Here is a 23,337-nt window from a genome sequence, read left to right as displayed (position 1 = left end):
CATCTCCCTAATCTTCATTGCATCTCCTCTTTGGACAAGCCAATAAAAATCATTAAGATTAACGCGATCGCATCTTCCCTTATCCGCCCATTGAAACTTGACTGGGGTCAAACAACCACCCATCGCCGACTATTTCCTCTAGGCGTTGATTGAGTTGGGGAAGGTAATATTCTGGATCGTTTAACCGTTGCTGGACAAACCAAGCCTCAAACGCCTCCATATCAATTCCTTGTCTACTCGCTGCATCTACTATCATTTCAATACTAAGCTCTTGGAGTTCCTCTAACTGAGGATGACCTTCACCTTGGTAGTTACAAAATAACTTTGCTGTTACCCCTAGCAAAGCTTCTAGTTCATCGCCTTGAGGCACTGCATTATATAAAGCACGGATTAACTGAATGGTACTTGCTAAGGGCGCTTGAATTCTCAGCGTTAGCCAGATTGCTTGGGCTAGGTAAACCAAACCTTTGGTTTCAGCCGTTACGCCTAAATTACTCAAAACTGTTACCAAATTACTATAGGCACTGATTTGTGCAAGTGTGGAAGCAACTTGCTCCCAAAGTGCGATCGCTTTTGGGATGTCCCCTTGTTGGGCGAATATCTGTGCCATGTTGTTGAGGGTTAGGGCTTTGCCTTTGACATCACCAATCTGCTCTTTTATATTCAAGGATTGTTCGTAGAGTGCGATCGCTTTTGGGATGTCCCCTTGTTGGGCGAATACCTCTGCTATGTTGTTCAGGTTACTGGCTTTGCCTTTGACATCGTCAATCTGCTCACATATTTCCAAGGATTGTTCGTAGAGTGCGATCGCTTTTGGGAGCAATCCTTGGTCGACAAATACCCCTGCCATGTTGTTGAGGTTACTGGCTTTGCTTTGGACATCGCCAATCTGCTCACATATTTCCAAGGATTGCTCCCAGAGTGTGAGCGCTTTTGGGATGTTTCCTTGTTGGGCGAATACCTTTGCCATGTTATTGAGATTAGTGGCTTTGCCTTCGACATCGCCAATCTGCTCACATATTTCCAAGGATTGCTCCCAAAGTGCCATCGCTTTTGGGATGTCCCCTTGGTCTGCGAATATCTGTGCCATGTTGTTGAGGGTTAGGGCTTTGCCCTGGACATCGCCAATCTGCTCTTTTATATTCAAGGATTGTTCGTAGAGTGCGATCGCTCTTGCTATGTCCCCTTGGTCGGCGAATATCTGTGCCATGTTGCTGAGAGTAGTGGCTTTACCTTTGACATCGCCAATCTGCTCAGATATTTCCAAGGATTGCTCGTAGAGTGCGATCGCTCTTGCTATATCCCCTTGTTGGGCGATTACCTGTGCCGTGTTATTGAGGTTACTGGCTTTGCCTTCGACATCGCCAATCTGCTCAGATATTTCCAAGGATTGCTCCCAGAGTACGATTGCTCTTGCTATGTCCCCTTGTCGAGCGATTACCGTTGCCATGTTGTTGAGAATAGCGGCTTTTGTTTGCAATTTCTCTTCAGGGCAAAGGTCTAAAGCTTGCTGATAATGGCTAACAGCTTCTTGCACCAAACCCAAAAATCTTTCAGCATTGGCGACTGTTCCCAAGATGCGGTAGTCTTGATAAACTGCGAAGATTTGTTGACATAACTCTAAAGCTTCCACAAAGCGGGAATTGTTCACCCAGCTGCCTGCAATCCCATCCCCAACGCTGACTGCAATTTCCTGCTCTTTTGTTAACAATCCCAACCGCACAATTTCCAGTCCTTCTGCTTCCGTGGGGTTTTCATTCTCCTCCCACCAAACTTGATGGATTTTCCTGACTCCTTGCTGTCGCGTTGCTTGCCACTCTTCCTCACTCAACACTGGTTCTAACAACGGTTCTAAAATTGTCGTCACCCGATAATTAGCTGGTTGGTTAGGGTGAGTGGTGGCAGACTCGACTAGGCTAAGGCTGGTTAGCTTGCCCAAAACTGCCAATTCCCCTGCGGTAGAAATTGCCCTCACAATATCCTCCATCACTGGCAGAAAAAACACACTCAACCGTGCAAGAAACTTTTGTTCTTCCGGTTCCAAAGCATCTAGCAGAGTTTGCGCCAAAATATCTTCGCGGAATTTCTGCTCAGTCTCCTCCAGACGATTCAATAATTCATACGTCACTAATCCCGGCTGCTGAATCACCTCTAATAGCCACTTCAGCAACCGGGGATTACCATCAGCAATGTGAATAATTCGCTGAGTTCTTAACTGTTGTCTAACTTCTTTATCTAAGGAAAAGCAAATTTTATCAATATCACTGCTGCTCATCTGTTCCAGGCGTTCCAAGTGCAGCAGATGGGGTGGCAAGGTGTCTTCTTTCAAATAGCGACAGGTGACAATCAGCCGACTTTCTGCCCCGTTCTGTGCCAATGCCGCACAAATCGCCCATAAAATTTCGTAAGCATCTGCCGTCATCCGCAGTGAACCATCTTCAATATTAGCTGTTGGGATGTTTTGCTCAAAGTCATCCAGCACCAGCAGCAAAGGTTGGTTGTGTTCCTTTTCAATTACCTCAAAAAAGTTTTGCAACCGTCCTTTAAGAGACACCTTTGGTTCATTCAAAAGTGCCGGCACATCTGCAAACCGCTCAAACTTATTAGAAAGCTTATTGAGCAAACCTTTCTCATCCAGAGGGCCAATCAACACGACTCGCGCAAAATTTTCACGCTGCGTTTGCACGCGCGTACATAATCGCGCCGCCAGGGTACTTTTGCCCAATCCACCCATCCCGGCAATAAACACGCCGATTTGGTCGCTGGTTTCCCGCAATGCCTTGAGACACCGTTGCAAAGGTCGTCTGCGTCCGACAAATTCAAACCGACTGGCAACTTTAACTAGATTATTCTCATCAAGAAATTCTTGCTCTGGCGCAGTAAACGTCAGCCTTTCACGATTTCTTGTTCTTAGAGGTGTCACCAGTTCGGCAATGGGGCGCGTATCCCGATACATCCGCAACAAATGCCAGTCGGTGCATTTATGGTCAATCATCTCCTGCTGCGCCGCTTTAACTGCTTCTTCAACAGTCGCCCCCGTCGCCAAAGCTTGATAAAGTGCCTGTGCCGCTACAATACCCGTGCGGTCATACACCGGACGCGCCCAGCCTAAAACTATACCTGCCCCTGCCTTCACCAATGCCTGCGCCATCGAGGGTACTGTCCCCTTGTTAGGAACTTGTCCCGTATGACAACCAGAGAGAAAAGTTACACGTGGCCAGCGTCCGCGAAAGGCTCTAGCTAAATCATTGACGGTAGTAAGTTGCATATTCCCCACCTCATCCTCAGTAATGAAGCAGGGGGTATTATCTAGCAGTGTTGCACCTTTCGGCAGTAAATAGCCGTAACCTTCTTGGGTATAAATTATCCCGTGTCCCGTGAGGTGAAAGACATCAAAATAGTCTTCTGGGTAGGATTTCACCAAATTGGCTAACTCTGCAACTGAGCCGCTTTCCTCGACAATCAACGCCAAAGGCTGCTCTTTAGTTGCTTCCAAAATGTTCGCTTCTTCCTGCTCAAACCCTAGTGGTGGAACTCTGGGATCTTCAGGAGAAGTCGCCATGAACAGCAACCGCAATGGACGATTTTGCACGCCAATCACTGGGGTTTGACGCTGCTGCACAGAACGCACTGGCAAAACGTAAATATCCTGGCGTTCTATCAAAAACCCTGCACCATCATGTAGCAATTCCCAAGGTAGATGTGCCAATCCCAACGCTACCCGTTCTGTTTCCGGGTTCAACCCCTTTGCTTCGCTGGTTTTAATCAAATCTAGAAGAATCGTTTGCTCATCCGCCTCATCCAGCGCCCTTCTCAGCCATCCTTCTTTACCATCCAGCCATTGATAAAGTTGCCGTCCCAACTGGGTGAGATAGGGTAGATGATCTCTTTGTTGAGCATAATAATTTTGCTCGCACAAATCAATGAGTGCTGCCAACTCCGTTTTATCCAGGCGACGCGAGCCATAATCACAGCGCAGTTCAAAAGTTTGCTGTTGACTGAGGGCGAAGGTGAAGTTTAGGGGCATGGTTTGCAGGGGTAGATTGAACAATAACCTTCACCGTATTATCAGTAAATTCAATCGTCAACAAAGCCAATACCTTAATGGTTATCGCCGATATTCGTCGCCGCAATCGCCGATTAGCTGGTACAAATCGCGTGATTGGCGAGATACTGCATTGATGCGATCGCGATCGTCTTCATCTAAACTAAAACTAAATACTTTGGCGTTATCTTCTATATGTTCAGATACTCCAAGTCTGGCACCAACTATCACACCACCCACAGTTGGCCGATCTAAAATGTAATGCACTGCCACGTTAGAAATGCTTACGCCATGCTTATTAGCAATTTCCTTCAGGATAGCCAGCAACTCTTGAAATAATTGCCAACCACCCCAAGCATCGATCATATTTTTATATTTTTTCAAACTAGCAGTGGAGAGATCAAATCCTCGCGGTTCTGGTTTCCCCAAATAGTTTTCTGATAACAAACCGCCGCACAGCGTACCGTAAGTAAAAAGCTTTATGTCATGCTGTTGACAAAACTCCACCATATTAACTTCAGGACGGCGGTCAATAAGGGAAAATTGCACTTGGTTAGAAACAATTTTGATGCCTGCTTCAGTAATAATCTTCAAGTTTTCCGTGTCAAAATTAGTTAAACCTAGATGCTTAATTTTACCCTCAGTCTGAAGTTCTGCCATATATTTTAGAGCATCCAGGTAATTTTTATCCTGATATTCCCACCAGTGAAATTGCATCAAATCTAACGATTGTACATTCATCCTTCTCAAGGAAATATCAATATTTTCCTCGACGAGTTTTTTAGTCATTTTGCCTGGACGAGGTACCCATTTTGTAAAAGCTTGCACCTGAGATAAAGCATCTTTCCCACGAGTATCAATTAGTTCACAGCGAAACTCACCAATAAAATCTTCTGCAGGGCCATAATGATCTGCTAAATCCCAAGTGGTAAAGCCTGCATCTACATATTTGAACATAGTCTCAATAGCGACTTGGGGATTGATCTGTCCATGTCCGCCAGAGACTTGCCACATCCCATTTAATATGCGGCAGATGTTCAAATCGGGAGTAAATTGGAGACGACTAGCTGCGGGTAAGTTCATTTTCAATTTATGAGTGAAAAGTTAGGAATGGGAAGACTTAAGAATTACTAATAGATAAATCATAACTGATAATTCCTAATTCCTAACTTCTAACGTACAGACGCGATTAATCACGTCTCTCCCAACTCCTAACTTTTTAATGCCAGCCGTTTTCAGCTTGTTCGAGAACGTAAGCAGCAACGTTTTGAATTTGCTGTTCACTGAGACGCTTTTTGTAAGCTGACATATTATTTTTACCATTGGTAACTATAGATGTAACTGCCTCTATTGAATCCATACCATACTTTTTCAGGGCTGGCTTTTTGAGATTTTTACCTCGCCTGATGATGTTGCTACCATTGATATGACAACCAGCACAATGAACGCTAAATATTTGTTCACCGTTAACTGTGTCTGTTGCACTAGCAGGCAAAGTAAAAGTACTGATTAATAACAAAAATGTTACTAATACTAATTTAAGTAGTTTTTTCAATTAACTTCTCCAGATGTGGACATACTAGTTGGAGGCATAAATATCAGAACCAATACTAGAGGGATTCAAAGTCAGTTGTAAATCCAGCAAAATTTGCACAATCTTCTTGAAAAGCTTCTGCATCACTAACATCTTCAATTTTATAAGACATGATGCGGGTACCATCTGGCATTTTTTTGGAACCAATTAATTCACCTTGATATTTCTCTGCAATCGCTTTAAAATCAACACCATAGAGTTTCCAGGCATCACCCGAACAAGTAATATTTACTCGCCACATATTTCACTCCCAATTACTACCACTAAATATTCATCATCTCACAAATGGGCAACATCTTACACATCACCTCTTTGGGGCTATAATTTTCTATCTAAAGGAAGTGCCTAGCTAAATCAGGCTACGCCATAATATGCATGTAGGAACATTTCTAGAAAATTTTATCCCAATTAGTTAAATTCTACGAGTTGAAAATGCCTAACAATATCAAACAACAAATTCAAGCTGATCTGCAACAAGCAAAAGAAACTGGGCAATTAAGAACTGAGCGGATTCGAGAAATAGTAAAATCCGCAGTTTCTCAAGTAGCTTCTGAATTTAAACAAGGTTCTAGTGAAGTTCGTAGCATTGTGAAAGATGCAGTATCTGCTGTAGTTGAAAACTTCCAAGAAAAAGGTAGCGAACTCAAAGATGAAGTGGCAGCTTCTATTGAAGGAGCGCTGGAAGGAATTAATAGTCAAAGACACGAAAGTATTGCTAAAACTCAGACAGATATCAAGCGGCTACAGGCTCAACTAGATGGTGAAGAAGAACAACTCCAGCAAGAGGTTGATGTAATTTTGGCAGAGATTGAAGAGACAGGTAAGGAAAAACCTGCGAGTACCAAAACTGCAATTGATTCTGCTGTCAATGCTATTAAAGATAGTGAAGAAGTAGGATTGTTAAAGAAGCGTTACGCGCAACTGCAAGCACAGCTAGCCATTGTCCGAGCTAATATGGCTGCACGCTACGGCGGACGTAATATGGAGGTTCAAGATTATCTAGACGAGGCTAAACACTGGTATGATAAAGCTCGTCCCCAAGCAGAGTCTATGGCTGTACAGGTAGAACAGAAACGATCGCAACTAGAAGAGCAATTAGGTGAAGCTGGTACATCTTTAGCAAGAAAAGAGCGCCAAATCAAACAAACATTGAGGCAGTTACTCTTAACGGCGGCTGACTTGTTCAAAGATAAGCAACCTGCTGATAAAGAGCGGGAGACTATTCATAAATAGACTGTTTTAACGTTTAATTGACTTATAAAAGTAGGGTGGGAAATTCTCACCCTATTTTGTTTAAATAGCAGTTTTCATAAGAATTTTAGTATGAATCAAAACCCCTCACCCTAAATCCCTCTCCCCATCTGGGAAGAGGGACTTTAAAAACTTTGAAATTAGCTCCCCTTCTCCCAATTTGGGGAGAAGGGATTGGGAGATAAGGGCTTTACTATTGCACTGTATTATAAAAAATAGTAAATGGGTAATTGTCGTGCAACAATCACCCATTTACAAAATCCCTCTTACCTATTAGTAAATACGTCCTTCTCTATTAACTTGTTCGTCATGCTTGGCTATAACCCAAATTGCATGAATACTACCGGGAAGCCAACCTAAAACTGTGAGCAAAATATTAATAAACAGAGTGGGGCCAACTCCAACTGTCAAAAAAACGCCTAAAGGAGGAACTAACAAACCTAGAAGAAAACGAACTAATTTCATGATGTTACAACTTTGTGATTTTGTTTAATTACATTCATTTGAAGATGCCGAATGAGTAAATCCATCTTCGGAGATTTTATGTAGGTTAGAAACGTTATTTAACTGGCGTTTCTACTCCTTCTAACTTATCTAGAAGAAGGTAATTCAGCTTTATTATTTACATCACCACTGCTAGTTAAAAGGTTTCTTTCAACAAAGTAGTTGTTAATAAAGGTGTTAGCAAAGGTTAAAATTACTGGACCAAGCAGGAAACCAATAATTCCGCGAACTGCGAACCCAGGAACTAGCACTGCTGCTAACCAAAAACACAACCCGTTGACAACAAGCGAAAATGCTCCAAATGAGAGAAAGTTAAGTGGTAGGGAAAGAGCAGACAGAACTGGTTTAACTGAACCGTTAATTAAACCAATTATTAAAGCGGCAATCAAAGCTGCGGGGAAATTAGCAATATTAACGCCTGGAACAACTATATCAACAACCAACAGACTCAAAGCTGTAGCTAGCGCGGTTAAAAATGGAGTCAACATTGTTTCTTACCTAATAACTAGAGATTTTTTTTGCAACTTCTTATATCATCTTTAACTATCTGCTAGGATTTCACCTCCCTTGCAAGATAGAATTTCTTTCTACCATTAGGTCTATCGTTGAGAAAAATATAGCGGTTCTAAATACATTTTATGGGTGCATAGCTGTATACCTATACATTAGACATAGGAGTAAAGACATAGCACTGCTACGTTTCTACAAGGGTTCTGGATAAGGCATATTAATTTCTGGAGATTTCTAACGTATTGCAATGTTTTTAAGGGTACGTTAAACAAATTTAACGCACCCTATAAATTTAAGATTAATTTAATGTCACAAGCCAAAAATCATTCAGGTTGTCCCGACTCAGGCTTATAGTAAAGGGCTGATTTATATAAAACTTGTTCTTGATGGGTTTCTAAAGTGCAATCAGACAAAGGATAAGTTACACAAGTAACAACATAACCAGCCTGTATTTCATTTGGACGCAGAAATTTTTGCTCACTTTGATCGACTTCACCACTAATAAGTTTAGCAATACACGCAGAACATTCGCCTTGTTTACACCCAGATGGTAGGCGGATACCAGCTTCCTCCGCCATATCCAGAATATATTGATCGTCTGGTACTGGAATGGTGCGATCTAATCCAAGTGTAGGATTGATAAATCGAACTTGATAAACTACCATCTGCTGTTTCTAATTATTGTTTAACTGCTTTCATCGATAAACTAATCCGCTTGAGTTTCTCGTTGATTTCTAACACCTGGACTTTGACTACTTGTCCAACTTTGACAATTTTGTTGGGATCGTCTACAAATCTATCAGCAAGTTGGGATATATGCACCAAGCCATCTTGATGTACGCCGATATCGACAAAAGCACCGAAGTTGGCGACGTTAGTCACAATTCCCTCTAATTCCATTCCCACATTTAAGTCCCTGATTTCTTTAATTCCTTCTCTGAAGGTGGCATACTTAAACTCAGCACGAGGATCTCTACCTGGTTTTTCAAGTTCGCTGAGAATGTCGCGCAGTGTGGGTTCGCCGACGCTATCGGTAACGTATTTCTTCAGGTTGGTCTTTTTGAGTTTTTCGGCAATTTGTGTTACCTGATTTAATGGCACATTTAGATCGGATGCGATCACTTCTACTACAGAATAACTCTCTGGATGCACTGCTGTATTATCCAAAGGGTTATCACCGCCACGAATCCGCAGAAAACCCGCTGCTTGTTCAAAAGCTTTTGGCCCCAACTTCGGAATTTTCAACAGTTGTCGGCGATTTTTAAAAGCTCCATGCTGGTTGCGATGGGCGACAATATTATTGGCTACTGTTGCCGTAATCCCAGAGACGGATGTCAGAAGTTCTTTGGAAGCGGTGTTTAAGTCTACGCCGACGTAGTTGACGCAGCTTTCTACAGTGTCATCCAATTTCTTTTTCAACAACTTCTGATCGACATCGTGCTGATATTGTCCCACACCAATCGATTTGGGATCGATTTTCACCAGTTCTGCTAAGGGGTCTTGCAAACGCCGACCGATGCTAATGGCACCACGCACGGTAATATCTAAATCGGGAAACTCTTCTAGCGCCACATTACTAGCAGAATATATAGATGCGCCAGACTCATTCACCATCACCTTAACTGGTTTGCGTTCTATATTTTGCAATACTTGCGTGACAAATTCCTCTGTCTCGCGCGAGGCTGTACCGTTACCAATGGCGATTAACTCAATCTTGTACTTTTCAATCAGATTTTTGACAGTTTGTGCAGCTTTGAGTCGTTGTTCAGCCGCTTGGTGGGGAAATACCGCTTGGTATTCCAAAAATTGTCCAGTTTGGTCGAGGACTGCAACTTTACACCCAGTTCTAAATCCAGGGTCTATCGCTAGGGTTGGTTTCATCCCTGCCGGTGCAGACAGCAGCAACTCCCGCAGATTAGTTTCAAATGTCTTAATTGATTCTATATCTGCATAAACTTTATTCTCAGAAATGACCTCACCCATTAGAGAGATTTTCATCAAACGGTTGAATGCATCCTTCAGCATCGCCTGATAAAAATCCCGAATTGTCCGTACTTTTGTTTTGATTTCTTTCGACTCAAGATAGTAAAGTACCGTATCCTCATCAAAAGCAATTTCAAAGCTTAATACTTTCTCAGTTTCACCCCGACACAACGCCAACATATTGTGTGGTGCAATATTTTTTACCCTAATTTGATAGTTACGGTACATCTCAAATTTGGTTGTACCTTCAGGATAATCATCTTTGATGCGGGAGACGAATACCCCTTCTTCTAAAAGATAGTCGCGGATATATGCGCGTAACTCAGCTTTTTCAGCTACTTCTTCCGCCAAAATATCAGCAGCACCTTTGAGCGCCTCTTCTGCTGTTTTTACTCCCTGCGTTTCCGAAATATACTTAGCCGCTGCTGACTCCAAGGATGCAATTGCAGCATTTTTGACATTTGACGACTTGATGAACTCTGCTAGTGGTTCTAGTCCTTTTTCTCTAGCGATGGTGGCGCGGGTGCGGCGCTTTGGTCGATAAGGTAAGTATAAATCCTCAAGTTCAGTTTTTTGTAAGCAGGATGAGATTTTGGCTTTAAGTTCATCTGTAAGTTTACCTTGTTGAACGATCGCACTTAAAATCACCGATTTTCGTTCTTCCAGTTCTGTTAAATAAGTATATCGATCAGCCAGTTCACGTAGTTGCACTTCATTCATCTCATCGGTGCGCTCTTTGCGGTAACGTGCAATAAAGGGAATTGTTGCACCCTCCGCCAAAAGTTCCAGCGCGTTTTGCACCTGATGGGATTTGAGGTTTATTTCAGTTGCCAGTATTTGAGGAATGTTCAGCATTAGGTGTCTAAAATGAAAATGCTACTTCTAAAGGTAATATGCTAGATCCTTATCCTGGCGCAAGGCCAAAGTTTTAAGGTAATTTACCAGATGATTGATCGCAAGAGTGCAATTGGTGAAATAGACAAAACACACCTACGCAAGTTTTATAACCCTTTCAATCGGCGTAGATGAATGAGAATTTGTCTATCACAGCGCAGCTTGGCTGAGTCGGAGAACGGCAAAAGTAACATCATCCACAGAAATTGTCTGTTCCTAAACACTAGGCAAAATCGCGTAGCGTTTCGTACCTAATTTTAAAGCTTGCTACGCACAACATCCACCACAAAAAAAGAGTTGTCAAGCTTTTAGGCGCTTCATCTATCGCAATAATTATTCCAATTGGCTTAATATATAACGTTGCATAATCTTGACTTTCTATAATATTTATTTCGCTCGACTGTTGTAGCCAAAACCTTGTTGGGTGTAAGATCAACCCACTTCCAAAAAATTCGTTTTAAAAACACTACAACCTTTAGTTCAGAGGTTAGTAAAATGGCTTTGTTTTTCTTGATACCACTATGTACTGCTTTAGCTACTGGCTATTTCTTCAAAAAGAGTAGTGATGAAATTGCATATCTTGCAGGTGTATTTGCAGCTATTAGCTTGATTTTAAGTTTAGTATTAGCACCTTGGCAGATTCAGTTTGGATTATTAATCATTGTCTTGGTGATTACCAACAGACTTTTGCAGGATAATGAGTCCAAACAATAGGAAAACAACCTAGAGAAACCTCGATCCAGCCAAGGAAACTTAGCGTTGTTTTTCTTGATACCACTATGTACTGTTTTAGCTACTGCCTGCTTGTTTAAAAAGAGTACTAATGAAATCGCATATTTTGCAGCTATTAGCTTGATTTTAAGTCTAGTATTAGCACCTTGGCAGATTCAGTTTGGATGGTTAATCATTATTACCAACAGACTTTTGTGAGGATAATGAGTCCAAACAATAAAAAAACCTCTACCCAGCCAAGGAAAATTGGCGGACTACTAACTCTGTCTGAGATAGGTGGATTTAGATGAAGATTTTTGTGGATAGATAAAAAACAATTCAAACTCTCGATTTTTATCTAAAAATTCCGGCTATAATTTAGTGTAATGCTGTGTGATATTATCAGCGCAAGTAGTGTTGTTCAAGTTTCAATTTTCATTGGGTTAACTCTTAGCTTTGCATTTATCGAGTCTAATACTAACTCTTTACTTCTATAAGTTTAATAACCAGAAATTACTTCATAAATGTACAAATTTCTCAGATAAAAATTCATAATAGAGGAAGATTTTTATTTTATGAAGTTTTTGTTTAAGTGTATTTGCCAGTAGATAAATTTTTGATAAAGTATGGCGATAAATTTGCAACATACCTTTCTCGTGGTATTCTAGTAAGTAATTACATGTAACAATAAATTTTGAAAAAAAAGCCTATTTAAAATTACGAGGAAAAATCAAGCAAACCTAAAACTAAATGGTGTAGAAGTATCTCAAATTCAATGCAAGCAACGTCAACTTTAAGTTGATTAGCCAATGCTAGTTTGAATTAGTTGTTTTGTTAAAAGGCTCCATTTGGACATTCAGTAAAATTCCCCATAAACCTGTAAAGCGTATTACTGTAGATTAATTTATCTCCTATCTATGATTTACGCAGCCAATCAGACTTGTATTACTTATTGTGTTCCCCTGCCCAAAAAGAGCACGTATACATACTCAATTTGAGTAAAAACCTTTACTTTTATAAATCGGCTTAATGCCAGCTGAGATTACAGATATGTCTTTGAACTGGGAGAAATTTTATGATATGTCAGTACATTGATCAACTTTCCTGGAGCAAATAGAGAATATTTATCAATCCAGCTAGGTTTGATAGCTTGAGAAGATCAATAGTATCTTCAAAAGATTTCTACAGCAGGATACAACTGATGAAAGTTAATGAATCGATTAATCAAAAATTCTAGCAATCCATTTTGATTTAGGTGCATCTGTTGAATATGTGGGTGGAATTAGAGTTCAGCATCAGCGATGTCTATGATGGGCTACACCTACGCACACTGCAAACTTTGTGTATGTAGAGAGAATTTGTGACAAAGTTCTCAACTTTCCCTATGTCTGCATCTACTACTAGATTATCGCGATCGCGCTAAAAATAGTGTTGGAGCAAACCTGGATAGCACAGAAAATATCTGTAATTCACAGTTGGCAAACTCTAAATTGATTGTGCCAATTGCCAAGCAATAAACTGGTTTGCTTGGGAGTATAATCCAGTAAAAAAATTAAGCGTGCTTTACTCCGAATCATATCGAACACTGTCATGATAGAGCAACCATCCTGGAATCTTACATAGTATTTAGTTTTTAACTCTAGGGCATGAGCTTCAACGATTATTTTGATATCAGTCATTTCAATATAGCCTTCCTAATTTTGTTATCTATTAACTGAAGTAGAGGTCGAATTGTAGAGAAGGTTTTGCCGATATCTGAAACGTTCAAAACAACTGGCTTTTTACTACCCGATTCATACCTGCTATCTTGATTAAGGCAAAGTACGATGAAATCTATGTCACAAAAAAGTTCAAACTTTAAAATAATCCCTTATATTATTTTGTTTGTAAGTATTTTATTTAGTATCTGTGGACAATTGCTGATGAAAAATGCCATGATTTATACAAATGAGGGAGTATTTACTTGGGAATTTTTTCAAAAATTATCATTAGCTATTACTGTCTACTGTTTAGGAATAGTAAATTGGATATTGGCTCTGCGATCTGTAAAATTGAGTATTGCTTATCCACTGACTAGTTTAAATTATGTTGGAATACTTTTCGGTTCATACTACTTTTTTAATGAGGTGATTACATTAACTCGAATAGTAGGAGTAATCACTATATTCTTGGGTGTTCTTTTAGTAGTTAATCCCATTAAAAAACTCACATTTAGATAATTAATTACTTAAAAAGTTAAACATGAGTATTTTTACTTGGCTAAATTTAATGCTTGTCGTTTTGTTTGGAACAACAGCTCAACTCTCACTCAAGTATGGACTTTACATTTCTAACTCTAATAAAGGAGAAAGCGGATCTCTCAAAAATCTCTTATTATCTCGTTATTTTTTGATTTGGTTTATCTGCTATACATTTATGACTATATTGTGGCTTTATGTATTGCGGACAATTCCTTTAAGTCAAGCGTTTCCAGTTTTAGGATTAATGTATGCATTTGTACCAATTGCTTCTCATTATCTTTTAAAAGAAGAGGTTATGTTTAGCCAGTGGTTAGGAATTTCCGTTATTATAACTGGCGTAATTTTAGTTGTACATTAATAGCTTAATAGGCAAATAATCAGATTATTAATATTAATAGTTTCTGAACATTATCTTCTAAAAATTTTTCAAAAATCTAAATTTTATTTATGAATATAAGTATCGTTGGCGGAGGCATAACTGGGCTAGTATTAGCTCAACGTCTTTCACATCAAGGACATAAAGTCACTGTTTTTGATAGTAACAAGCAGCTTGGTGGACTTACTACCTATCATGATTACGGATTATTTACCTGGGATCGCTTTTATCACGTTATCCTACCTTCTGATACTCACTTAATAAATTTTCTACGAGATATTGGTCTTGGAGATAAACTGCGTTGGCATCGAAGTTTAACAGGATTTTACGACAATAAAAAATTTTATTCTATTAGTAACAGTATAGAATTTCTGCGTTTTCCTCTATTTGGACTTATAGGTAAAATCAGATTAGCTTTTACTCTCCTATATGGTTCACGCCTTAATAACTGGCGGCGCTTAGAGAAGATTTTAGTTGAAGATTGGCTATTGAAACTCGGTGGTAAAAACACATACGAAAAGCTCTGGAAACCTTTGCTTTTATCCAAATTAGGAGAAAACTACAAGCGAATATCAGCAGTTTTTATCTGGGCTTATATTAAACGACTATTTTCAGCGCGCGATTCTTCATTAAATAAAGAACAACTTGGTTATGTCTCAGGCGGTTATAAAACTGTTTTTGACCATATAGAAAAATTAATTTATGCGGCTGGAGGTCATATTCACAAAGGTGTTGCAGTTGAATATATCACACCTCATTCAGAGGGTGGAATGTGGGTAGAATATCAGGGTAAAAAAGAGCATTTTGATAAAGTCATTTTTACTGGCCCAGTTAATATCTTGCAACAGGTTGCTGCAAGGGAACTGGTGAAAGTTTCAGATCCTGGTGAAACAGTAGAATACCTGGGTGTAATCTGCATGGTACTAATTACTCGTAAACCTCTAGTTCCTTATTACGTAGTAAATATTGCCGATAAAAATGTTCCTTTTACCGGAGTTATTGGTATGAGTAACTTAGTTTCTTTGCAAGAGACAGCAGGGTATCACATTACATTCCTACCAAAATATATACTTTCCACTGACCCGTTGTTAAAACAACCAGATGAGGAATTACGCCCAATATTTTTCCAAGGTATACGTTTAATGTTCCCCGAACTCAAAGCAGATGACATTGTGGCAGCACATATTAATCGAGCGATTAAAGTACAGCCACTACAAGTTTTAAATTATTCAAGCCTTGTTCCAAAAGTGAGTACTGAAAACGATGATTTTTTTGTCGTCAATACCTCACAGTTGGTCAATGATAGTGTCAACAACAACGCAGTAGTTCGACAAGTCGATGAATTTCTCAAAAAATCAGCATTACTGAATTATTGAAATTTGAGTAATCACATTTTATTTTAAAAATAACACGAGGCCTTTATGAGTCTTTTTGTACTTTTACCCGCATATAACGAGCAAGAATCAATTCGACCCTTGTTTAAAAAGTTTCAAACATTGCAGCAAATCTTTAATATAGAGATAGAACTGATTCTTGTCGATGATGGCAGTAGTGATAAAACTGCTCAGACTGCTTTAGAAGAATCTCAATCACTGGGTATATTACTGAAATTAGTTCAACATCCCAAAAATGCTGGTTTAGGTCAAGCAATTAAAACAGGTTTCACGACTTTCTTAGAAATTTCCAAGGAAGGTGATTTTTTAGCGGCGATGGATTGCGACAATACTCAACCACCAGAACTGTTAATAAAAATGTATGACACTATGATAGCTGGTAGCTATGATATTGCGATCGCGTCTAGATATCGAAAAGGTTCTAAAGTCATAGGCTTATCAAAATTTAGAGAGCTGATGAGCTACGGAGCCAGCTGGCTTTTCAGAATTGCAGCCCGTGTACCAGGCGTAAAAGACTACACTTGTGGTTACAGACTCTATAACCGTACTTTCCTCAGTAAACTGGATATGTATTATGGGGACAATCTATTCACTGAAAGTGGATTTGCTTGTATGATAGATTTACTGCTGAAAGCCAAAGCCCTCAAACCAAAAATCGTAGAAATTCCAATGGTTTTGAGATATGATCAAAAGCCGACTGCTAGCAAAATGAAAATTATTAAAACTATTACTCGAACACTGAAGCTCTTGTTTAAGAATCTAGCATCAACAGAGCCAAATTCCAATTTAGGTCAGACTTTAAAAGAGCAAGAAACAGTCAGAATTCCACTGAAAATGGCAAATCGTAAATAAACCTGATAAGAAATAGGTTTTCACTAAGAATTAACTGGATGGGAAAATACTAATTTATCAACGCTGGAATTAAAGGGATGGGCAAGGTAAAAATCAAAAAGAAGTTTGTTTAATGAAATTGTTGCTTTTACTAATATATCTAGGTGGATCTTCCTTTCTATAGTTTCAGAAATTATAAGACAGTCTTAAACTGTCTTATAATTATGTATGAAAAATATTACATTCAGTATTGCAACTGATTCTCTAAGCATTCTATTCATTGATTACCAGGGCACAACTATGCTATAGATAATTTGAATATTTTGCTTGATATCAAGGTCAGTAACAGTGACAAGATATTGTCACAAGGCATCAACATCCTTAATAGCTTTAGCAGTAAGCCGAACTTTTCCAGTTGGTGTTTGTGTCCAAGAAAATGCTGGAATTGGAAAACCATGAGCAAAACTGTGTCTGACTTGCAGAATATCGTTTAGCATCTGTCGAGTGGCGAGTGCATTCATGCTTCTTTTTGACCAAACCCAATTATTGATAGGGTCATAGCCAGTATATTGAAACAAAAGGTTACGCAAATTATCTGCATTTGGTGTATTAAATTGTTTAAGCGATCGCTCCCTCAAGTGCATTACTTCTAAGATATTTCTTCTTATCCTGACTTTTATCTAGGCGTAGAAGCTAAAGTCCAAGTGCAGTGAGGAAACCCCTACTGCATAACTGCCAACTGTGGCTTTCACTCATTTGTTAGACTGAACACACTAGGATTTTTCAGTCAAATCTCTGAACTACGCCAGCAGACGAGGCTACCCATGCTTACAAGTACGCTACTTCTCTCGAATCAACTTCCTACTCTCCAATATTCCTCCACACCAGAGCGTTTCGATGAAACCTGGGAAGCCCCCCTGGCTACCCTTCTGGGACTAGGACGCGCCGCTGGTGCTGACTTCATCGAATTATTTTTAGAGCGTCGCAACTATATTAGTTCTCTTGCAGAAGATGACGCGATAACGAGTATTTCACCCAGTCTGTCTACAGGCGCGGGAGTCAGAGTATTTCGCGGCAAAGCTGACTGCTACGTTAGCACTAATGACCTTTCGTTTTCCGGTTTGAAAGCAGCCTTAGAAAAAGGTCTTTCTATCTTGGGATTACAATTACCCACTGCTAAGGCTTTCATTCCAGAAATCAACCTAGAATTACTCAGAGATTACGCCACCAAAAGAGGTAAAGATGCATGGCTACCGATGTGTAGCTCCATCCGAGAAATGGGAGAAATCCTCCTAGATGGTACTGCCCACCTGAATCAAAAAGCTAGCCACGTCCAATCGCGCCGTGCTAGCTATTTCCGGGATTGGCAAGAAGTTTTAATCGCCGCCAGTGACGGGACTTTTGCGCGTGATATTCGCCTTACGCAGTCAGTAGGATTTAACTTGTTGTGTGCTGATGGTGCTAATCGTACCTCAATTGGCGATCGCGCGGGTAACACTAGCGATGCTAACTTCCTAAGAACCTGGGATTCTCAACAAGCCGCCGAGAAAATAGCAGAATCGGCTGGAAAAATGCTCTACGCAGATTACGTGGAATCGGGTACTTATCCCATCATTATGGCCAATCACTTTGGCGGCGTAATCTTCCACGAAGCTTGCGGACACCTGCTCGAAACCACTCAAATTGAACGCAATACCACTCCCTTTGCTGACAAAAAAGGCGAAAAAATTGCCCACGAAAGTTTGACAGCCTGGGATGAAGGGCGCTCTGAAAATGCCTTCGGGACTATTGACATGGATGACGAAGGTATGCCTGCTCAAAGAACCCTCTTAATTGAAAAAGGTGTTTTGAAAAACTTCTTAGCAGATAGAACAGGTTCTGCACGCACCGGACACCCCAGAACTGGAAGTGGACGCCGCCAAAATTATACCTATGCCGCTGCTAGCCGGATGCGTAATACTTACATCGATTCTGGCGAATATGGCAATGATGAATTATTTGCCTCCGTTGATAAAGGTATTTATTGTAAAAAGATGGGTGGTGGTAGCGTTGGTGCTACAGGTCAATTTAACTTTGGTGTTGATGAAGCTTATTTAATTGAAAATGGCAAAATCACCAAACCACTAAAAGGAGCGATTCTCATCGGTGAAGCCAAGGAAATTATGAATAAAATTTCCATGTGTTCTCAAGATTTGGAAATTGCACCAGGTTTTTGTGGCTCAGTCAGTGGCAGTATTTACACCACAGTCGGACAACCTCATATCAAGGTTGATTCTATTACTGTCGGGGGACGATAACCTTATTCACTCGTCAACTTCCAGGTTCTACCTGGAAACGCCTTCTTCGTGGCTCTGCCACTTATTTATATCTAAGAGGTATTAAGCCCTCCATTATTACACTCCCAGTCTGAAGCAGGGAGCGAGAAAATCCAAAATCCAAAATTGACTATGCCGAATATCAATGAAATTGCAAATTCTGCCAAGGACAATGCTGATAAGCTTGGCATTAAGAAATTCGACATTTATGGTTCAACAATTGATGACACTAGCGTGCAAGTAGACCAAGGTGAGCCAAAACAGGTCAAAGCTTCAAACCGCTCTGGTGTTACTGTTCGTGTCTGGAATGAAGAGAATACAATGGGTGTCACCAGCACCACAGATGTAGACCCCAAGGGACTAGAATTAGCTTTGAAAACTGCCTACGAAGCCAGTTTCTTTGGTGTTAAAGAAAATGTTCCTGATTTTAGTCCAGAGGCTACTACTCCGATTTCAAGTAAACCTCAGGCTAAAGCATCCCAAGCACCTGTTGCTGAACTCATAGAAAAATTGTTGGTAGCTGAAAAAGAATTACTAGCAGCTCATCCAGCAATTAAAGGCGTACCTTATAACGGTTTGTCACAAAGAGATATTGACAGATTTTATCTCAATAGCGACGGTGCAGTGAGAACTGAATCTCACTCTTTGTCATCAGTTTATCTATACAGCAAAACTGAGGAGGATGGCAAAAAGCCGCGCAGTGCAGGCGCTTTTAGAATCAACCAAAATTTAGATAATTTAGATATTAATGGTTGCATTAAAGAAACCGCCGATAAAACTATCAGTCACTTAAATTATGAAAAAATTAAAACTGGTAAATATCGAGTTGTTTTCTCTGCGGAAGCTTTCTTAAGTCTGTTGGGCGCTTTTTCTAACTTGTTCAATGCCCAAAGTATTTTAGACAATCAAAGTCTATCTACTCCTGATGATTTAGGTAAGCAAATAGCTTCTCCTCTGCTTTCAGTTGTTGATGATGCACTTCACCCAGCTAACGTAGGTGCAGAAACTTTCGATGGCGAAGGAACCCCCACTCGTCAAATCTCGTTAATTGAAAATGGCGTTTTAACAAGCTTTCTACACAGTGCAGGCACTGCTAAAAGGTTAAATGCCCAGCCAACAGGTAATGCTAGTATTGGTGCAAAAGTCAGCGTAAGTCCGAATTTTTATCACGTATTTTCACCAGAAACTTCTGAGCAGGAGTTGAGCTTAGAAACTGCTGAAAATGTGATTTTTATCGATGATTTACAAGCTCTCCATGCTGGAGTTAAATCCTTGCAAGGTTCTTTTTCTTTGCCGTTTGATGGTTGGCTAGTTAATAAGGGAGTAAGGACGAGTATTGAGTCAGCAACTGTTGCTGGCGATTTCTTGGAACTCTTGAAGTCAATTATTTATGTAGAGAAAGAGCCAGAGTTGACGCCAGGTGGAGTTTGCCCGAAAATCTGGGTTAATGAACTATCAATCACCGGTGAATAAAAATTAGTCAGTATAGAGTTAAGAGTTGAATATAACTCTTAACTCATCACTTTGAAATCATGACTCACCATTAGTATTCACCGCCAATGCTAATGGCAGTATTAAATACATGAGCACCGCTTAAATCAACACCAGCTAAAACAGCGCCATCTACGTCACTATTATATAAACGAGAATTACTCAAATTAACGTTGGTAAGATTGGCATTATTTAACATCGTATCGCTAACGAATGCTTGTGTGAGATTAGCAGACTTTAAATTAGCTCCAGTTAAATCTGCACCTTCTAAGTTAGCACCTTGGAGATTAGCTCCTTTTAAATTTGCATTTCTCAAGTCAACACCGATTAGATGAGCACCTTTGAGGTTAGCTCCTGCTAGATTGCATCCCGAACATTCTCTAGTTTCTAACAAGCGGCGGACAGGGGTGGAATTTTCTGCTTTGACGGGAATGGGAGCAGCTAAGGATAGCGTGCTGAGTAAGGCTGCTGCCGTCAAAAAAATTCGTTTCATAATTTACCTCGGACACTTCTAGAAGTCATTGAATTCTGAACTTCTACGATACCAGTGTGCCAAGATTACAGAATTCTGTCCTCATTCGATCGGAAGAATATATAAGTTCGATGAGACTAGGTATTCTTCCGTTAGGTAGTCCGATAGGAGTAAATCTCCAACTGAAATTATATTAAGCCTTGCCGCTACCTAATAGGTACAAGAGTGCCATCCGAACAGCGACACCGCTAGTAACTTGTGATTGAATGAGACTAAACTCTGGGTCATCCATCAATTCAGAACTAATTTCAACACCACGGTTGACTGGACCGGGATGCAAAACTTTAACGTTAGGTTTACAAAGTTGCAGTTTTGTGAGCGTAATGCCAAACAGTTGATGATATTCTCGCAAACTTGGCAGCAAATGAGCCGTCATCCGTTCTTTTTGCAGGCGCAAAGTCATGACAAAATCGGCATTTTGCAAAGCTGGTTCTAGCTGCCAATGTAAAAAAAGTTGGGGATTAGGGGAATAACTCCTGACTTCTAACTCCTGACTCCTACCTTCTACTTCCTCCAAGATAAACTCAGCAAAGAATTTAGGTAAAAGGGTGGGTGGTGCTGCCAGATGCACTTCGGCACCACTGGCAATTAAACTCCAAATATTCGATCGCGCCACGCGAGAATGGAGAATATCCCCAACAATGGCAATCTTTTTCCCCTTTAAAAGTTCCAGTCGCGGGTGATCTGGGTCAATTAGAGTAGTTATGGTAAATAAATCTAGCAGTGCTTGGGAAGGATGCTCATGTTGACCATCACCAGCATTGAGGACGCTAACTCGTACACCTAGACGATCCATTTCAGCCGCGATCGCATTCGGTACTCCTGCCTCTCGATGGCGGACTACCATAATATCAGTTCCCATAGCCAAATAGGTTTTCGCCGTGTCGAGAATTGTTTCTCCCTTAGTCATAGAAGACGTGGCAGCGGCGAAGTTCAGCGTATCCGCACTTAAGCGTTTGGCTGCGAGTTCAAAACTGCTGCGAGTGCGGGTAGACGATTCAAAAAATAAATTCGCCACCACTTGTCCCTGCAAGGTTGGTACTTTCTTTGTCCGCCGTGATAGCACCTCTTGAAAACTGGCCGCAGTTTGCAAAACTGTATCGTATTCAATGGTAGTGAAGTCAGCTAGAGAAAGAATGTGATGACGATTCCAGCTAGTAGTAGGCATAAAATTTGGGGAGGGACAAGGGGACAAGGAGACAAGGGGAAGGGGACAAGGGAAATAACCCAATGCCACATGCCCAATACCCTATACCCAATGCCCATTTCCTTCATGTTGGTAAATGGAAAATGTTTAAAGCTAAAGAAATTAGGCTGAGGAACGTTAAAAACCCAATTGTATCTAGCATTGTAGTCACTAACGGGCCACTAACCAAAGCAGGGTCAAGCTTCAGCCGTGTCAAACCCATTGGCAGTAAAGTGCCGAGTGTAACAGCCACAATTGTATTAGTTGCCATTACCATTCCGGCAATTAAAGCCACCCATCGCTCTTGGGGTCGCGCCCAAATTAAGGAAAGTAGGATCATGGTTGTGGCTAAAGCGAGAGCTGTACCTAAGCCAGCTAAAAGTTCCTTGCGGAGAATTTTTAAGGTATCTTTGGGTGTTACCTCTCCCACTCCCAAGCCGCGGATTGTCACCGTTAATGATTGAATACCGACAGTACCACCAGTGTTAGAAAAAATCGGCATGATTACTGCCAGAACTGGCACTGCGGCAATTACAGGTTGAAAAGGGGCGATCGCACTGGCTGCACCAATATACATTGCCATGATACCCAACAGCCAAGGCAAGCGGTTACGGATGGTGAGTAAGGGAGACGATAAAGCAGCTTCATCACCACTCACACCCGCCAGTTTTTGAATATCTTCTGTGGCTTCCTCTTCCAAAATATCCATGACATCATCAATGGTGACAATGCCAACCAATCGGTCTTCTCGATCGACAACGGGGATCGCGATTAAGTCGTAACGCTGCATAATTCGCGCCACTTCTTCTTGAGGAGTTTCAGTTCTAACTTTGATGACGCGATCGCTAGCAATATCTTTAATGAAAACATCGGGAAAGGTAAACAGCAATTGACGTAGTGAAACTACTCTTACCAGCGTCCGGTTGTCATCAGTAACGTATGCATAGTAAATCGACTCCTTGTCTTCGTCCTGACGGCGGATTTTGCTCAAGGCTTCGCCTACAGTCAATCCTTGGCGCAACCGGACATATTCGGTTGTCATCACCCGTCCAGCAGTACCTTCAGGATAGCCGAGAATCGTTGCTGTTGCTTGCCTTTGTTCTGGACTCAGTTCTTGCAATAGCCGTTTGATTACCCCAGCAGGTAGTTCATCAAACAATTCTGCCCGTTCGTCAGGACTCATCTCTTCTACAAGGTGCACCACCTGGACATCATGCAGAGAATTAATTAGTTCTTCCTGTACCTCTGTCGGCAGATATTCAAATACATTAATTGCCTGACCTTTGTTGAGTAAACGGAATGCGATCGCCCGTTGTTGTTCAGGCAATTGTGTAATGTATTCTCCCACATCCACAGGCTGCAAGCGATTTAAATCCCATTTCAACTGGTTTAAATCGGTAGTATCACTTAACAAATCACGAATATCTTCTGTGAGCATAATATATATCTCCTAAGTCTCCCCCGCGCTGGGAGACTTCCT

20 protein-coding genes are annotated in these 23,337 nt (G+C 40.7%); 8 read left to right on the top strand and 12 right to left on the bottom strand.

Annotation, left to right across the window (positions count from 1 at the left end; genetic code table 11):
• Positions 1-79: 79 nt before the first annotated feature.
• The 4 genes from V7K60_RS29950 to V7K60_RS29935 all read right to left on the bottom strand — a co-directional run bounded on the left by V7K60_RS29950 (position 80) and on the right by V7K60_RS29935 (position 5,880).
• A complete protein-coding gene (locus V7K60_RS29950) occupies positions 80-4,027 on the bottom strand; it encodes a tetratricopeptide repeat protein (protein ID WP_334931098.1) in 3,948 nt (1,315 codons plus the stop codon).
• A gap of 81 nt (positions 4,028-4,108) precedes the next feature.
• Entirely contained in the window at positions 4,109-5,128 is a 1,020-nt protein-coding gene (locus V7K60_RS29945) for an aldo/keto reductase (protein WP_334931096.1), read from the bottom strand.
• Between the two features lie 136 nt (positions 5,129-5,264).
• Positions 5,265-5,600: a cytochrome c6 PetJ gene (gene petJ, locus V7K60_RS29940; RefSeq protein ID WP_334931094.1), complete on the bottom strand. Its 336-nt coding sequence runs from the start codon at positions 5,598-5,600 to the stop codon at positions 5,265-5,267.
• A 55-nt stretch (positions 5,601-5,655) separates the two neighbouring features.
• Positions 5,656-5,880, bottom strand: coding sequence for a hypothetical protein (locus tag V7K60_RS29935; RefSeq protein ID WP_334931092.1), 225 nt, complete (start codon positions 5,878-5,880; stop codon positions 5,656-5,658).
• Between the two features lie 191 nt (positions 5,881-6,071).
• Here V7K60_RS29935 and V7K60_RS29930 point away from each other — a divergent pair, with 191 nt between their 5' ends.
• A complete protein-coding gene (locus V7K60_RS29930) occupies positions 6,072-6,872 on the top strand; it encodes a histidine kinase (protein WP_334931090.1) in 801 nt (266 codons plus the stop codon).
• Positions 6,873-7,163: 291 nt separating this feature from the next.
• On the opposite strand, the gene V7K60_RS29925 is transcribed toward V7K60_RS29930, so the two are convergent.
• The 4 genes from V7K60_RS29925 to V7K60_RS29910 form a co-directional block, all read right to left on the bottom strand.
• Positions 7,164-7,355 (bottom strand): YqaE/Pmp3 family membrane protein, encoded by a 192-nt coding sequence (locus tag V7K60_RS29925; RefSeq protein ID WP_292723996.1) that lies wholly within the window; start codon positions 7,353-7,355, stop codon positions 7,164-7,166.
• 125 nt (positions 7,356-7,480) lie between these two features.
• Positions 7,481-7,882: a phage holin family protein gene (locus tag V7K60_RS29920; RefSeq protein WP_334931088.1), complete on the bottom strand. Its 402-nt coding sequence runs from the start codon at positions 7,880-7,882 to the stop codon at positions 7,481-7,483.
• A gap of 345 nt (positions 7,883-8,227) precedes the next feature.
• Positions 8,228-8,569, bottom strand: a complete 342-nt coding sequence (locus V7K60_RS29915; RefSeq protein WP_334931086.1) for a 2Fe-2S iron-sulfur cluster-binding protein — start codon at positions 8,567-8,569, stop codon at positions 8,228-8,230.
• Between the two features lie 13 nt (positions 8,570-8,582).
• A complete protein-coding gene (locus V7K60_RS29910; protein WP_334931084.1) occupies positions 8,583-10,742 on the bottom strand; it encodes a Tex family protein in 2,160 nt (719 codons plus the stop codon).
• Positions 10,743-11,276: 534 nt separating this feature from the next.
• Between V7K60_RS29910 and V7K60_RS29905 the strand changes: the two genes are divergently transcribed.
• The 5 genes from V7K60_RS29905 (at position 11,277) to V7K60_RS29885 (ending at position 16,354) form a co-directional block, all read left to right on the top strand.
• A complete protein-coding gene (locus V7K60_RS29905; protein WP_334931083.1) occupies positions 11,277-11,495 on the top strand; it encodes a hypothetical protein in 219 nt (72 codons plus the stop codon).
• 1,823 nt (positions 11,496-13,318) lie between these two features.
• On the top strand, positions 13,319-13,711 hold the full coding sequence (locus V7K60_RS29900) for an EamA family transporter (RefSeq protein WP_334931081.1): 393 nt from the start codon (positions 13,319-13,321) through the stop codon (positions 13,709-13,711).
• 22 nt (positions 13,712-13,733) lie between these two features.
• The gene (locus V7K60_RS29895) at positions 13,734-14,090 is read left to right on the top strand and encodes an EamA family transporter (protein WP_292784161.1); all 357 of its coding nucleotides are present in this window, start codon (positions 13,734-13,736) and stop codon (positions 14,088-14,090) included.
• A gap of 89 nt (positions 14,091-14,179) precedes the next feature.
• Positions 14,180-15,484 (top strand): NAD(P)/FAD-dependent oxidoreductase, encoded by a 1,305-nt coding sequence (locus V7K60_RS29890; RefSeq protein WP_334931079.1) that lies wholly within the window; start codon positions 14,180-14,182, stop codon positions 15,482-15,484.
• 45 nt (positions 15,485-15,529) lie between these two features.
• Positions 15,530-16,354 (top strand): glycosyltransferase family 2 protein, encoded by an 825-nt coding sequence (locus tag V7K60_RS29885; RefSeq protein WP_334931077.1) that lies wholly within the window; start codon positions 15,530-15,532, stop codon positions 16,352-16,354.
• 341 nt (positions 16,355-16,695) lie between these two features.
• Here the strand turns inward: V7K60_RS29885 and V7K60_RS29880 are convergent, their stop codons facing one another.
• Complete coding sequence (locus V7K60_RS29880; RefSeq protein WP_334931075.1) at positions 16,696-16,977, bottom strand: hypothetical protein; 282 nt, start codon at positions 16,975-16,977, stop codon at positions 16,696-16,698.
• A 180-nt stretch (positions 16,978-17,157) separates the two neighbouring features.
• Here V7K60_RS29880 and V7K60_RS29875 point away from each other — a divergent pair, with 180 nt between their 5' ends.
• Both V7K60_RS29875 and V7K60_RS29870 read left to right on the top strand, forming a co-directional pair.
• A complete protein-coding gene (locus V7K60_RS29875) occupies positions 17,158-18,630 on the top strand; it encodes a TldD/PmbA family protein (RefSeq protein WP_334931073.1) in 1,473 nt (490 codons plus the stop codon).
• Positions 18,631-18,780: 150 nt separating this feature from the next.
• Positions 18,781-20,121 carry a TldD/PmbA family protein gene (locus V7K60_RS29870; RefSeq protein ID WP_334931071.1) on the top strand — a complete coding sequence of 447 codons (1,341 nt, stop codon included), beginning with the start codon at positions 18,781-18,783 and terminating at the stop codon, positions 20,119-20,121.
• A 70-nt stretch (positions 20,122-20,191) separates the two neighbouring features.
• Here V7K60_RS29870 and V7K60_RS29865 read toward each other — a convergent pair whose 3' ends face one another.
• The 3 genes from V7K60_RS29865 to mgtE all read right to left on the bottom strand — a co-directional run bounded on the left by V7K60_RS29865 (position 20,192) and on the right by mgtE (position 23,295).
• Positions 20,192-20,632, bottom strand: coding sequence for a pentapeptide repeat-containing protein (locus V7K60_RS29865; RefSeq protein WP_334931069.1), 441 nt, complete (start codon positions 20,630-20,632; stop codon positions 20,192-20,194).
• Positions 20,633-20,804: 172 nt separating this feature from the next.
• Positions 20,805-21,839, bottom strand: a complete 1,035-nt coding sequence (locus V7K60_RS29860) for an aspartate carbamoyltransferase catalytic subunit (RefSeq protein ID WP_334931067.1) — start codon at positions 21,837-21,839, stop codon at positions 20,805-20,807.
• Between the two features lie 103 nt (positions 21,840-21,942).
• Positions 21,943-23,295 carry a magnesium transporter gene (mgtE, locus tag V7K60_RS29855; RefSeq protein ID WP_334931065.1) on the bottom strand — a complete coding sequence of 451 codons (1,353 nt, stop codon included), beginning with the start codon at positions 23,293-23,295 and terminating at the stop codon, positions 21,943-21,945.
• Between the last annotated feature and the right edge of the window lie 42 nt (positions 23,296-23,337).

It is taken from the genome of Nostoc sp. (assembly GCF_036917555.1).
In the GTDB taxonomy this organism is placed as follows: Bacteria; Cyanobacteriota; Cyanobacteriia; order Cyanobacteriales; family Nostocaceae; genus Nostoc.
Note: the sequence above shows the minus strand (reverse complement) of the source record. Positions and strands in the feature narration are given on the sequence as shown.

What these genes read in the sequence shown, in the direction of transcription:
- V7K60_RS29950 (WP_334931098.1), bottom strand. Translation starts at nt 4,027, where the DNA reads ATGCCCCTAAACTTCACCTTCGCCCTCAGTCAACAGCAAACTTTTGAA.
- V7K60_RS29945 (WP_334931096.1), bottom strand. Translation starts at nt 5,128, where the DNA reads ATGAACTTACCCGCAGCTAGTCGTCTCCAATTTACTCCCGATTTGAAC.
- V7K60_RS29935 (WP_334931092.1), bottom strand. Translation starts at nt 5,880, where the DNA reads ATGTGGCGAGTAAATATTACTTGTTCGGGTGATGCCTGGAAACTCTAT.
- V7K60_RS29930 (WP_334931090.1), top strand. Translation starts at nt 6,072, where the DNA reads ATGCCTAACAATATCAAACAACAAATTCAAGCTGATCTGCAACAAGCA.
- V7K60_RS29925 (WP_292723996.1), bottom strand. Translation starts at nt 7,355, where the DNA reads ATGAAATTAGTTCGTTTTCTTCTAGGTTTGTTAGTTCCTCCTTTAGGC.
- V7K60_RS29920 (WP_334931088.1), bottom strand. Translation starts at nt 7,882, where the DNA reads ATGTTGACTCCATTTTTAACCGCGCTAGCTACAGCTTTGAGTCTGTTG.
- V7K60_RS29915 (WP_334931086.1), bottom strand. Translation starts at nt 8,569, where the DNA reads ATGGTAGTTTATCAAGTTCGATTTATCAATCCTACACTTGGATTAGAT.
- V7K60_RS29910 (WP_334931084.1), bottom strand. Translation starts at nt 10,742, where the DNA reads ATGCTGAACATTCCTCAAATACTGGCAACTGAAATAAACCTCAAATCC.
- V7K60_RS29905 (WP_334931083.1), top strand. Translation starts at nt 11,277, where the DNA reads ATGGCTTTGTTTTTCTTGATACCACTATGTACTGCTTTAGCTACTGGC.
- V7K60_RS29900 (WP_334931081.1), top strand. Translation starts at nt 13,319, where the DNA reads ATGAAATCTATGTCACAAAAAAGTTCAAACTTTAAAATAATCCCTTAT.
- V7K60_RS29895 (WP_292784161.1), top strand. Translation starts at nt 13,734, where the DNA reads ATGAGTATTTTTACTTGGCTAAATTTAATGCTTGTCGTTTTGTTTGGA.
- V7K60_RS29890 (WP_334931079.1), top strand. Translation starts at nt 14,180, where the DNA reads ATGAATATAAGTATCGTTGGCGGAGGCATAACTGGGCTAGTATTAGCT.
- V7K60_RS29885 (WP_334931077.1), top strand. Translation starts at nt 15,530, where the DNA reads ATGAGTCTTTTTGTACTTTTACCCGCATATAACGAGCAAGAATCAATT.
- V7K60_RS29880 (WP_334931075.1), bottom strand. Translation starts at nt 16,977, where the DNA reads ATGCACTTGAGGGAGCGATCGCTTAAACAATTTAATACACCAAATGCA.
- V7K60_RS29875 (WP_334931073.1), top strand. Translation starts at nt 17,158, where the DNA reads ATGCTTACAAGTACGCTACTTCTCTCGAATCAACTTCCTACTCTCCAA.
- V7K60_RS29870 (WP_334931071.1), top strand. Translation starts at nt 18,781, where the DNA reads ATGCCGAATATCAATGAAATTGCAAATTCTGCCAAGGACAATGCTGAT.
- V7K60_RS29865 (WP_334931069.1), bottom strand. Translation starts at nt 20,632, where the DNA reads ATGAAACGAATTTTTTTGACGGCAGCAGCCTTACTCAGCACGCTATCC.
- V7K60_RS29860 (WP_334931067.1), bottom strand. Translation starts at nt 21,839, where the DNA reads ATGCCTACTACTAGCTGGAATCGTCATCACATTCTTTCTCTAGCTGAC.
- mgtE (WP_334931065.1), bottom strand. Translation starts at nt 23,295, where the DNA reads ATGCTCACAGAAGATATTCGTGATTTGTTAAGTGATACTACCGATTTA.